The sequence below is a fragment of the Spirosoma sp. SC4-14 genome (assembly GCF_037201965.1).
GTDB lineage: Bacteria > Bacteroidota > Bacteroidia > Cytophagales > Spirosomataceae > Spirosoma.
The window spans coordinates 3,560,652-3,573,555 of sequence record NZ_CP147518.1; the positions used below are offsets into that span (position 1 = coordinate 3,560,652).

Genomic DNA, 12,904 nt, shown 5'->3' on the forward strand with positions numbered 1-12,904 from the left:
CAGGTTTTACATTCGATTGAGCCCGATCACTTTTTTACTATAGGACGCTTACAACTGTACCTGTACTTCTTCTGGCTTGGTGGTATCGCCAGTGGGCCGCCCGTTCAGTTTCTTGGTGTTCTCCTGATCGGTCTGCGGCACATCTTTCCGGCGGGTCATGTAGGTGTAAATAACTGGCACAACATACAGGGTCAGTATGAGCGAAAATAACAGACCGCCTACAATAACGATCCCGAGCGGAACCCGGCTTTTCGAAGCCGAACCTAAGGCCATTGCCAGGGGTAAAGCACCGAAAGCCGCTACCAGCGTAGTCATCAGAATAGGGCGAAGGCGCAGAGCTGCCGATTCAAGGGCCGCATCGATCTTGTTTTTACCCGCCAATCGTTGCTCGTTGGCAAATTCGACAATCAAAATCCCATTTTTCGTTACCAGACCTACCAGCATAATAATCCCGATCTGACTGAAAATATTCAGTGTCTGGTTAAACATCCAGAGTGAGAACACAGCACCCGCCAGCGCCAGTGGCACGGTCATCATGATAATAAACGGATCGATGAACGAGTCGAACTGAGCGGCCAGTACCAGATAGATCAGCACGAGCGCCAGACCAAAGGCGAAAAGTGTGTTCGATGAACTTTCAGCGTAATCACGCGATGGGCCAGAGAGAGCCGTCTGGAAGGTGTTGTCAAGCGTCCGGGCGGCAATGGCCTGCATGGCCGCAACGCCGTCGCCAACGGTCTTACCGGGAGCCAGACCCGCCGATACTGTTGCCGATTTGAAGCGGTTATAGTGGTACACCTGCGGAGGGCTACTTACTTCCTGAAATCTAACGAGGTTGTCTAGCTGAATCAACTGCCCCTGACTTGAGCGCACGTAGAACGAAGCCAGATCGACAGGTTCATCGCGGTCGCCCCGGTCTACCTGACCAATCACCTGATATTGTTTTCCGTTCATCAGGAAGTAGGCCAGTCGGCGGTTACTAAGTGCCAACTGCAACGTCTGCGCTACATCCTGAACCGAAACACCCAGATTGGTAGCTTTCTCCCGGTCGATCGAAATATTAAGTTCGGGTTTGTTGAACTTCAGATCGACATCGGAGGTCTGGAAAGTCGGGTCTTTTTGAACCTCGTCGAGGAACGTAGGCAGTTTTTCCCGCAGTTTTTCGAAATTCAGGTTCTGAATCACAAACTGAACGGGCAAGCCACCGCCCCGACCTACCTGAATGGTCTGATCCTGTGTGGCAAACATCCGAGCTTCGCTAAACTTTTTCAGGTTTTTGGTCAGATAATCGACAACCTCCTGTTGCGATCGTTTCCGTTTGTCGGCATCGACCATGTTCACCATCACGAACGACGAGTTAACGGCACCAGCAGCCGAGAAGCCTGGTGCCACAACGCTGAATGCCAGCTTATTTTCGGGTATGGAGTCCAGCACAAAGTCCAGCACGCGGTCGGTCAGCGCCGATTGCGCTTCAAAACTTGTTCCTTCGGGCGATGTGATGCTAATGCGCGTACGGCCACGGTCTTCCAGAGGAGCCAATTCTGACTTAAGCTGCGAACCTATGCCGAAGATGATCGCTAAACATACGCCAATCATCATAAAGGCCCAGCGACGTTTCTTCATAAAACTACTGAGCGACTGGCGATAGCTCTCGTCGAGCCATTCAAAGAATGGTTCCGTTTTCCGGTAAAACCAGGAGCGACCGTGATTTTTACTGGTTAGTTTTACACTTAGTACGGGGGTTAGGGTCAGCGAAACGAAGGCCGAGATTAAAACAGCTCCGGCTACCACAATACCAAACTCACGGAACAAACGACCTACAAATCCCTGTAGGAAAATAATGGGCAGGAACACAATCGCCAGCGTGATCGAAGTCGAAATAACGGCAAAGAAAATCTCGTTGGAGCCTTCTTTAGCAGCCTGTTTCGTCTCCATCCCTTCTTCAATTTTCTTAAAGATGTTTTCTGTGACCACAATGCCATCGTCTACCACCAGACCCGTTGCCAGCACGATACCAAGCAGCGTTAGTACGTTGATACTGAAATCGGCAACGTACATAATAAAAAAGGCACCAATCAACGACACCGGAATGTCGATCAACGGACGAAACGCAATCAGCCAGTCGCGGAAGAAAAGGTAAATGACCAGAACGACGAGAATAAACGATATCAGCAGCGTTTCGCCTACTTCTTCGATAGCGCGCTTGATGAATATGCTGCGATCAGTACCAACTACCAGAATAATATCTTCTGGGACGTCCTTCTTTAACTGATCGAATCGTTTGTAAAACTCATCGGCAATACTAACGTAATTGGCACCCGGCTGAGGGATCAAGGCCAGAATGACGCCCACGTTTCCATTTTGTTTGGAGATCGTTTCTTCGTTTTCGGGGCCGAGTGTTGCATATCCCACATCCTTAAACCGAATAATCTGATTGCTGGTTTGCCGGAGAATGAGGTTATTGAAATCGTCTTCGGTAGTCAGACGGCCAACGGCTTTTACGGTCAATTCAGTATTGTTTCCGTAGACTTTACCTCCGGGCAGTTCAACATTTTGGGCGGTCAGGGCATTCTGAATATCCTGCGAAGTCAACCGATAAGCCGACAGTTTGATTGGGTCGATCCACAGGCGCATCGCCTGCCGCTTGAGCCCATAAATATTGGCCTGACTAACACCGGGTATGGTCTGCAACCGCTCCTGAAGCACGTTTTCGGCATAGTCGGATAGCTGAATTGGGCTGCGTGTGGTGCTCTGAACATTCAGAAAAATAATTGGATCGGAGTTTGCATCGGCTTTAGTGACAACCGGAGGAGCATCAATATCCTGAGGCAATTGCCGCTGTGCCTGCGATACTTTGTCGCGAACGTCGTTGGCCGCCTGTTCGAGATCGGCGTCCAGATTGAACTCGACCGTAATATTGCTGGACCCCAGCGAACTATTCGATGAGATTGTCCGAATGCCTTCGATACTGTTGAGCGACTTTTCGATTGGTTCGGTAATCTGCGATTCAATGATCTCGGGGTTAGCACCCGTATAGCTTGTTCGTACTGAAATAACCGGCGGGTCAATGGCCGGATATTCGCGCACACCGAGGAACGTAAAGCCAATCACACCGAATAGGACGACAACGATAGACATCACCATCGCAAATACGGGCCGACTTAAACTTAGTTCGGGGAGACTCATTGTTTTGTTGATTAAAGTATGTGGTACTCAGTTTGCCGCTACTTTGGGGCCATTTTCAGTTAAACTAACTACTTTACCCACTTTAACGGGAGCATCGGGTTTGAGGAATAATAAACCGGTGGTAGCAATGGTATCGCCAACGCTCAGGCCCGAAAGCACCTGAATGAGCCCGGCCGTACGAAGTCCTGTTTTAACATCTTTGAAGACCGCTTTCCCGTTTTTAACCATAATTACCTGATTGGTTCGTGTTTGTGGAATAACGGCCTGGGTAGGCACAACCAGACTTTGTTCGTTCTGAATGGTCAGCGTAACGCGAGCGAATGTGCCAGGCCGAAAACGAGACGATGTATTGTTGACCCGGGCTCTGATACGCAGGTTACGGGTTTGTTCTTCAATGCCTGGTTCAATTGCATAAACTACTGCATGGCTAGGTTGATTGCTCCCGTCTATTAAAAACGAAATAGTACTTCCATTGTGTACAGCCGAAGCGTATTTTTCGGGAATGGAGAAATCGAGTTTAAGCGACGACGTTTGCTGAAGCCGGGCAATGAGGGTGTTGGGCGACACAACAGCGCCAACGCTTACGTTTCGCAAACCAATGATACCCGAAAAAGGAGCGTGGATTTCGGTCCGTTGCAGGTTTGCTTTTACTAATTCAATGTCAGCGAGCGATGAGCTTAAGTTGGTGGTTGCAATGTCATATTCCTGTTGGCTGATACCACCACGGGCCAGCAGTTGTTTATTGCGTTCTTCGGTTCGGCGGGCATTTTCGGATTGTGCCTGTAGTTTAAGTAGCTGGGCCCGTAAATCGGCATCAAAGAGTTTTACCAGCAAGTCACCTTTTTTAACGGGTTGCCCTTCGTGGATGTTCAATTGGGTAATGCGGGCCGAAATTTCTGGATAGATGTCGACCTGTTCAGCGGCTAGTAGTGATCCGCCCGAAACAATATCTTCCTGAAGGTTTTTTCGGACAACCACAAAGGCATTTACACTGGCAGGACCACCCCCGCCAGGGCCGCCTTTTCCACCTTTCTCGGAGCCTCCTTTGCCACCACCTCCAGGAGTAGCTCCGGGTGCGGGGTGTAACACTTTGTTATAATAAATAATCCCGCCAAGTGTTCCAACGACGAGAACGATAGCAATCCATCTTTTCACGGAGCAGTATTTTGCAATAAAAAACGTAAATTTTTAACGGTGGCAGAGCCACGTTTGTTACAAACTACAAAACTATCAATCTTAAGCACTATATCAACGGATTGCTGAAGGTAAATAATTGAATTTTAGAATGATTGTCAATGGTTTAGTTTGGTCACGGAATGGCAATAGACTGTAAAAATGCTTATGATTTTTAAAAGCTATAAATAGCCTGAATCCCAGTCTTTGTGTGATAATGAAGCAACTACTATTTTCTGGTTTTATAGGGTAGATCTACACGGTGACATGGGGAAAATACTTATGGTTTTTGCCTGGATGAAAATTGAAAAATTTCTTGTCTGGTATAGACAAAAACTGTGCCTGAGCAGTGCACCAGCTAAACACATCATAAGTCAGTATACTGCTCATCATAAAATGCTTAGGGAACTAGGCGTCAAGTGATGAGAATAGCAGATGATGCATAAAGTCGAGGAGCTTTCGCTCATCCTTCGGTTGGCCAAAATCAGTTAAGGAAGGTAAATTCTCCATAAAAAACGTTTGATAATGAGCTGTTTCAATTAATGAACTAGCCCGTGACCGCGCATAAGGGTAGTTTGGGTGATACTCCAGGATAATACTGGCAATCCGTATACACAAATCTTTGTAAGGCTTAAACAACTGGTGCCGGTTATCTTCTGTTACATGATGTGTAAGGTAGGCCTTGCTGGCTTCCCGAACCACAATGTTATGCAAAGCACGTATATCGATGTCATTGGCGAGGGTCTCGTGAATATCGATCAGCAGAAGCACACGCAGCAGTCGTTGTAGTTTCTGCTGTGGGTCCGCCAGATTATTGGTCTGAAAAACGAGCTGAAAGTCCATCCATTGCCAGTACCAGGCAACCAGATAAACCAGCAAACGGTGTTTGTTTTCGAAATAGCGATAAATACTGGCTTCCTTCGTGTTTAAGCGTTCGGCTAACTTTTTGAAGGTAGCATCTTCAAAACCAATCTCATTGAATAATAAAATTCCCTGTCTGATTATCCGACGCCCTAGATCAGACCCTTCCGGGTCGCGCAGAAATAGCCGCTCATTCATGCGGACATGTACAGAATACTCCATTGATCCGTTTTTTTAGCCATTTAGCTAATAAATAGCCAAAGGTACATATACTATCGACCATCGATATTATATTTGCATTAAAGATAGTAATACTATCATAAACAATAGCAACTATATGAGCGCAATTCATACAATTGAACCGCCACCAACTCCCGTACAACGGTTAATACGGTTACTGGCTAATGAGAAAAAAGATATAGGCTATATCTATTTATATGCCCTGGTAACGGGTGTAATTAGCCTATCGCTGCCTTTGGGTATTCAGGCTGTCTTCAATCTGGTATCGGGAGGGCTTCTGTTTAGTTCTGTATACCTGCTGATTGGGTTGGTTATTGCAGGAGTTATAGCGACTGGTCTGCTGCTGGTTGGCCAGATGACGCTCGTTGAAATTCTCCAGCAGCGGATCTTTGCAAAAGCAGCCTTCGAGTTTACGTATCGGTTGCCACGCATTGAGCCCGATGCTTTATCGGGTTATTATCCGCCTGAATTGATGAACCGTTTTTTTGATGTGTTAACGATTCAGAAAGGTCTTCCTAAACTCTTGATTGATCTAACGGCGGCTACAGTACAGATTATTTTTGGCATCATTCTGCTGTCGGCGTATCATCCCGTTTTCGTTGGCTTTGGGGTGTTTACCGTACTGATCATTGTTTTTATCTGCATGCTTTACGGACCAAGTGGCATCAAAACGAGCCTGAATGAGTCAAAATATAAATATAAAGTTGTAGCCTGGCTCGAAGACATTGCCCGGGAGCTACCTGCCTATCGGTATCAGCAGGCCAATCCGGCTGCCGACACGCTGGAACCTATTGATAAAATGGATAATCTGGTTGCCAATTACGTCAACTATCGAAATCAGCATTTTAAGGTACTTCGCCGATTCTTTTATAGCGGTGTCGCTTTCAAAACCATCGTTACAGGCGGCTTGCTGATTTTGGGAACGACTTTGGTGGTTGGGCGGGAGATGTCGCTGGGGCAGTTTGTGGCGGCCGAACTGGTGATTGTTCTCATTACGGGTTCAGTCGATAAACTCATCTCAGGTATTGATACGGTATTCGATTTATTAACGGCCGTTGAAAAAATTGGTGCAGTAACCGATTTGCCACTTACCCATGATAACCAGTAATGGATAAATCGTTCGTAGAATCTTTTCCAGTACACGTTATTACTCATCAGTCACGACATGCTTAATTTATCAAATCAGCGGGTAGACGAAGACCTATTTGCTAATTATCCGCTAAAAACGCTTCGGGCACTTCCACAGTCGGACGGTGGACGAAGGCTGGGCCGCTGGATGCTGGCCTTTTTAGGGCTAGGTATTCTGGTGATGTTTCTACCCTGGCAGCAAAACATCAATGGCGAAGGAACCATTACGGCACTCACTCCGCAGGACCGTCCGCAAACCGTTCAGAATGCCATTGCGGGGCGTATTGAACGCTGGGCCGTTACCGATGGCGATTATGTGAAGCGGGGCGACACCCTGCTGGTTATTTCCGATATAAAGGACGACTATTTTGATCCTAATCTGCCGCAGCGGCTGGGCGAACAACTAACTGCCAAGCAGGGAAGCCTGCACGCTACCGAAACAAAAATTCGGGCTCTGGATGGCCAGATTGTGGCCCTGCAAACAGGCCTGAAGGTGAAGCTGGAAGCCGCCCGCAATAAAGTGCGTCAGAGCGAATACAAAGTCTCGGCCGATGAAGCTGACCTGCTGGCTATTCGTAAAAATTATCAGATTGCCCTCGATCGGCTCGACCGTTTCGAGAAGGGCTATAAAAACGGGTTGTTCTCGCTCACCGACCTCGAAGCACGGCGGCTAAAGGTGCAGGAAGACAATGCGAAAGTGATTTCGCAGGAAAATAAACTAAATGTATCGCGGCAGGAACTCGTCAATGCCCGACTCGATTTGGGGACAATTCAGGCTGATTTTCAGGAAAAGCTGGCCAAGGCGCAATCAGACCGCAGTTCGGCGGTGTCGTATCTGGCCGAAGCCGGTGGCGAAATCTCAAAAATTCGTAATAAAATCAGTAGCGTGGATGTACGTCGTGGGCTGTATGTCGTACGGGCACCACAGAATGGCTACGTTGTGCGACCATCTAAAGCCGGAATTGGGGAAACAATTAAAGAGGGCGAACCAATTGCTACACTGCAACCCGCAAATCCGCAGTTGGCAGTTGAGTTGTTCGTAAGGGCTATGGATGTACCACTGATTCAACGCGGACGGGTTGTGCGATTGCAATTTGATGGCTGGCCTGCCATTCAGTTTTCGGGCTGGCCAACGGTATCCGTCGGAACGTTTGGCGGACGGGTAGCCGTCATCGATGCCGTGAGTAGCGTAGGCGGAAAATATCGCCTGCTGGTACGCCCAATTCAGGAGCAGGGCGACCAGCCCTGGCCGACCCAATTGCGGGTTGGGTCGGGGGTTTATGGCTGGGTAATGCTTGACGATGTTCCGGTCTGGTATGAATTATGGCGACAGCTCAATGGCTTTCCACCAAGCCTGAAAGAGGAGCCAAAAGTAGATGAGAAAGGAGCGAAAAAATGAAACGACTCTTCGATTGTAGGCTATGGTATTTTATGATGGTAGCCGTGGCCGGGCTGAAGTCTATGGCTTATTCGCAGGCACCCGTTGCCGGAACTACCCGGCCAGATACGTCCGTTTTCTCGGCACAAGTCTTTTTTGAGTTAATTCGGCAGAATCATCCTATCGTAAAACAGGCAGATTTGTTTGGCGAAGAAGCAAAGCAGGTTGTTATGCAGGCCAGGGGCGCTTTCGATCCTAAACTAGTATCGACCTACGACCGGAAAGAATTTGGTAACGATCTGTATTACGATCATTGGCAGAACAAACTGGCTGTTCCGCTCTGGCCGGGTGGGATTGATCTGACTGTTTCCTACAACCGGAATGCCGGAAAATACATCAACCCTGAAGAGCGGACACCTTCTTCGGGGTTGACAGGAATCGGGCTGAGTGTACCGATTGGGCAAAGCCTGCTCATCGATGCCCGCCGAACGGCTGTTCGGCAGGCCCGGCTCGCTGTGAACCTGGCCGAAGCAGATCGGCTGAAACTTGTCAATAAAACCCTGTTCGATGCCGCCAAAGCCTATTGGGAGTGGTTTCTGGCTTATCAGCAGCGACGGTTGATTGCCGAAGGGTATGACTTGGCCGACCGTCGGTTTCGGGCCTTGCGCGAACGGGCATTGCTCGGCGATGCCGCCACAATCGATACCACTGAAGCACTCATTGCGGTGCAGGACCGACTTGTGCAACGGCAGCAGGCAGAAGTAGACGAGCAAAATGCCCGTCTTGGGGTCAGTAACTTTCTCTGGAATGGACAGGGGCAACCTGTCGAATTACCCATCGGAGCCATACCACAGGAAGCTACACTAACGGCCTATGACGAACAGGTGCTCCAGAGCCTGCTAAATCAGGCTACTCAGCAGCATCCCGAACTACTGAAATTGGATACGAAAGCACAGCAACTCACGCTGGAAGGACAATTTCGGAAGGCTATGATTCAGCCGCAGGTGGTGCTCAACGCGAGTGTTTTGAGCCAGACGCCAACGGTAGACATTCCCTACGATTGGGGTAATTATTATTCGTTTCGCCCCCAGAATCATAAGGTGGGATTAGACTTTGTGTTTCCTCTGTTTCTGCGGAAAGAACGGGGTAAGCTTCGAGAAGTACAGGTAAAGAGCCAGCAGGTGCTTCTGGAACGTCAGCAGGCCAGTCGGGATATCGCCAACACTGTCCAATCAACTTATAACCAGCTTCAAACGCTGGCCAGGCAGGTAGCTGTTCAACAACAAACGATTCAGAATCAGCAGACTCTGTTGAGGGCCGAACAGCAAAAGTTTGAGCTGGGCGAAAGCTCACTGTTTCTGGTTAATTCGCGGGAAACCAAATTGATTGACTTGCGTGTAAAAGGCGAGGAGCTAAAAACGAAATACCAGAAAGCGATTGCCGAATTGTATTATGTAGCCGGAACGAGCCGGTAAAATACCGGAAATTCCGTAGCCTACGAATCCATCACCATCAACAACTCACTGATCATCATGGCCGTTGCTCCCCAGACCCGATGCCCCTGGATCTGATAAAAAGGTGCATCGACAATAATACCCCTGACTTCAATCTGACTATCGCCCACAATCGTTTCGTCCATGAGCGTTTGCAGGTCTACTTCAACCACGGCCTCCACTTCGCGTGGGTCGGGGTAAAAGTCGGGTCGGTAGGGGAGCATGCCGACAACTGGCTGAACAAAAAAGTTACTGGGTGGAATAAACAGCTCGGTCAGCAGACCTAATACTTTCACATCGGTAACCCGAATACCTACTTCCTCCTGGGCTTCGCGCAGAGCGGTGCGGGTCAGATTTTCGTCGAACCGTTCCATTCGTCCGCCCGGAAAGGCCATTTGCCCCGCATGAACGCCATCATACTGCGGGCGAAGAATCAAGGGAAGATAGACGGAGTCCTGATATGGGTAAAAGCAAATCAACACGGCACTGCGTCGGGTTCGTTCGTTGGGTTTAATACCAAGCCTGTAGCGAGCGGCCGAAGCCATTTTCTGATGCGCTACTTCGCCTGGCAACGGTTGCTGGAGCCGCTGCCGAAGCTGTTTTGTGAAGCTGTGGAACGAGGTATCGATCATGTTTTTTTACAGTTTACAGTTTACAGTTTTCAGTGGCTCCACCTTTTTACAACCTAACTCCTGGAAATCATTGCAACAGCGGAGCCACTGAAAACTGTAAACCGTAAACTCATTTATACAACCTAACTAATTCTTCAGCGCAACGTTCGCCATCCATAGCTGCCGACACGATTCCGCCCGCATAACCAGCTCCTTCTCCACACGGAAACAGCCGCCGAAGCTCAACATGCTCACAGGTGTCGCGGTGTCGCGGAATACGGACCGGCGACGAGGTTCGGCTTTCTACACCAATTACCTGACCGTCGTTACTTAGATAACCACGCATTTTTTGACCGAAATCACGTAGTCCCTGCCGTAGGGGTTGCGCAATGTGGTCGGGTAATACATCGGCCATGGCTACCGATAACAAGCCCGGTTGGTATGATGTTGGTAGTAACTCGTCTGAAACGCGGCCATTCACAAAATCGGCTATGCGCTGAGCTGGGGCCGTTTGTGAGGGTTTGTCGCTCTGATTACTACCGATACGACATGCCCAGCGTTCGAGATCCTGTTGTAGCGCTAATCCAGCTAATGGCCCTTCGTCGAGATACGGTTTCAAATCCGAATCTGTAATGGCTACAACCAGACCTGAATTCGCATATTTAGAATCCCGCCGTGAGGGCGACATGCCATTGACAACGAGTTCGCCCGGAGATGTGGCCGCTGGTACAATAAACCCTCCCGGACACATACAAAACGAAAAAACGCCACGTTCTACCCCATTAAACCGGGTTTGAGTTACTAAACTGTACGATGCTGCGGGTAAATAATCGCCCCGGTCGGGGCGGTGATACTGAAATTGATCGATCAAACGCTGCTGATGTTCAATGCGAACGCCCATAGCAAAGGGTTTGGCCTCGATGCGGATATTGCGATTGTGGAGTAAATAAAAAATATCGCGGGCCGAATGACCGGTAGCCAGAATGACTCCTATACCCATCAAGGTATCGCCCGATGCCAATACAACTCCTTTGAGTTCGTTTTTCTCCAGGATGAAGTCCGTAACTTTCGTATCGAAGCGAACTTCTCCACCCGCATTCAGGATGCTTTGACGCAGGTCGGCCACTACGGTTGGTAGTTTATTGGTGCCAATGTGCGGGTGGGCATCAATCAGAATTTCGTCGCTAGCGCCGTGCGCCACAAAAATCTCAAGAATCCGGCGTACATCGCCCCGTTTGGTTGAACGGGTATATAGTTTTCCATCGGAGTAGGTTCCGGCACCGCCTTCGCCAAAGCAATAGTTCGACTCCGGATTAACGATATGGTCTTTATTAATAGCAGCCAGGTCGCGTCGTCGGGTTCGAACGTCGCTGCCGCGCTCCAGCACAATCGGTTTAATGCCTAACTCAATCAGACGTAAGGCCGCAAACAGACCGGCAGGGCCCGCCCCAACAATAATTGCCTGTTGAGCCCGACTGATATCTGACTGCGGTTTGCTATACTGGATTAGAGGAGGGGGAGGTTCATTCACAAAAACGTCGACCTCAACATGCACCCGAATTTGTCGGCTTCGGGCATCGATCGACTGTCGGCGTTTTCGTACGAACACCTCATCGTCGGAGAGATGAAGGGCCTGTAAAGCCTGAGCCCGAAAGGCAGATTCATCAAAAGCCTGTTCGGGTGGTAGTGTTAACGTAAGCGAGTGAATCATAAAGGAAAGACCGGTATTTATCCGGCAAATAATCGGTAAAAGTAAACGGAAAAAGCCTGCCTGAGGAGTAACAGGCAGGCTTTTGTTTGGGTTCACACCGACGCCAATTGTGTTAACGTCGGGCATTCAAACAAAGACTCGTCGGGTAATTTAGTCCAACAGATCGCTCAGGTAACTTGTCCGTTCGTTCGTGGTAAGGTCGATTATATCAAACCGTTTGATTGCATTAAATGACCCTACATCGCTGTCGCCATTGATAAGAATAATACCCAACAGAATAATGTATTGACAATTATTAAACCTGGTTTGGCTAATTAACTCCTGAATTCGTTTATCGGTTGCTTCGAATGCAATTTCCGTAACCTCCATCAACTGAGGGCCAAATTCAGCAGATTTGTTTAGCCTTTCTTTATTTTTCAGCAGAAGTTGTTCGAGTGTGTTGGCCTGGTAGTTTAGTTCGTCGATAACCCCTTCCTGAATCGCTTTATTGTTGAACTTGGTTAAAGCGCCAATGGCCGCTCCGCAGCAGCTTGAGTTGGCACTTTGGCCAAAACGATGAATTTCGCCAACATGCCCCTGTTTCGAAATGCCGATGTGTGGACCATAGTAAATAAAGGCAGCACCGCCATCGGGAACGTGGCTGGCAAAAGCGCCCATGCCAGTTAAACCTGTGAACGGATAACCCCACAAACCCGCCAGATTGAAGGGCCCGTAAAACTCGCGGGTTCGCATCGGATACTGAACCCCGTTAACGTCGTCGGCGCAAACACTGTCGGCCATAAGTATCTGACTAGTTTCCATATTGAGCTTGTCCTCAATGAAACGAATCAGGTCATTGATCGTATCGGTTGTGGTTTTAGCGTTCGGGTAGTATTGTTTAACAATGGCAAGTTTTTCGGCTTTCGTCATTGGGTTTTAACATTAGTGCGTGAAGAAACTGGTTGAGTGTTTTTGGGTAATCCAGTGAATGTACGTTTAATTTTGAAAAGGAGATTACCTGACAGATGATTAACCAAAAGTAGGTTGTATCGATAAGCTAACTGTTTGACTGGGCTGAAGAGCGCAGGGTTAATAAGGTGTCAGATTAAAAAGCGATTAAAAAAGTAACGAACGGGACCGTCAA

General features: G+C 48.6%; 9 protein-coding genes. 3 read left to right on the plus strand and 6 right to left on the minus strand.

What is annotated here, in order from left to right; genetic code table 11:
- Positions 1-48: 48 nt before the first annotated feature.
- The 3 genes from WBJ53_RS14460 to WBJ53_RS14470 all read right to left on the minus strand — a co-directional run bounded on the left by WBJ53_RS14460 (position 49) and on the right by WBJ53_RS14470 (position 5,442).
- Entirely contained in the window at positions 49-3,186 is a 3,138-nt protein-coding gene (locus WBJ53_RS14460; protein ID WP_338876852.1) for an efflux RND transporter permease subunit, read from the minus strand.
- Between the two features lie 27 nt (positions 3,187-3,213).
- Positions 3,214-4,341 carry an efflux RND transporter periplasmic adaptor subunit gene (locus tag WBJ53_RS14465; protein ID WP_338876853.1) on the minus strand — a complete coding sequence of 376 codons (1,128 nt, stop codon included), beginning with the start codon at positions 4,339-4,341 and terminating at the stop codon, positions 3,214-3,216.
- Positions 4,342-4,767: 426 nt separating this feature from the next.
- Positions 4,768-5,442, minus strand: coding sequence for a TetR/AcrR family transcriptional regulator (locus WBJ53_RS14470; protein WP_338876855.1), 675 nt, complete (start codon positions 5,440-5,442; stop codon positions 4,768-4,770).
- Between the two features lie 115 nt (positions 5,443-5,557).
- Between WBJ53_RS14470 and WBJ53_RS14475 the strand changes: the two genes are divergently transcribed.
- From WBJ53_RS14475 to WBJ53_RS14485, 3 genes are read left to right on the plus strand one after another with little or no spacing between them, the layout of a single operon-like run.
- Positions 5,558-6,568 carry an ABC transporter transmembrane domain-containing protein gene (locus WBJ53_RS14475; RefSeq protein WP_338876856.1) on the plus strand — a complete coding sequence of 337 codons (1,011 nt, stop codon included), beginning with the start codon at positions 5,558-5,560 and terminating at the stop codon, positions 6,566-6,568.
- 57 nt (positions 6,569-6,625) lie between these two features.
- Complete coding sequence (locus WBJ53_RS14480; protein WP_338876857.1) at positions 6,626-7,987, plus strand: biotin/lipoyl-binding protein; 1,362 nt, start codon at positions 6,626-6,628, stop codon at positions 7,985-7,987.
- Entirely contained in the window at positions 7,984-9,441 is a 1,458-nt protein-coding gene (locus WBJ53_RS14485; RefSeq protein WP_338876858.1) for a TolC family protein, read from the plus strand. The genes WBJ53_RS14480 and WBJ53_RS14485 overlap by 4 nt, the downstream gene beginning before the upstream one ends.
- A 20-nt stretch (positions 9,442-9,461) precedes the next feature.
- Here WBJ53_RS14485 and WBJ53_RS14490 read toward each other — a convergent pair whose 3' ends face one another.
- The 3 genes from WBJ53_RS14490 to WBJ53_RS14500 form a co-directional block, all read right to left on the minus strand.
- On the minus strand, positions 9,462-10,091 hold the full coding sequence (locus WBJ53_RS14490; protein WP_338876859.1) for a CoA pyrophosphatase: 630 nt from the start codon (positions 10,089-10,091) through the stop codon (positions 9,462-9,464).
- 109 nt (positions 10,092-10,200) lie between these two features.
- Positions 10,201-11,781, minus strand: a complete 1,581-nt coding sequence (locus WBJ53_RS14495; protein ID WP_338877193.1) for an FAD-dependent protein — start codon at positions 11,779-11,781, stop codon at positions 10,201-10,203.
- A gap of 150 nt (positions 11,782-11,931) precedes the next feature.
- Complete coding sequence (locus WBJ53_RS14500) at positions 11,932-12,690, minus strand: hypothetical protein (RefSeq protein WP_338876860.1); 759 nt, start codon at positions 12,688-12,690, stop codon at positions 11,932-11,934.
- Positions 12,691-12,904: the final 214 nt, after the last annotated feature.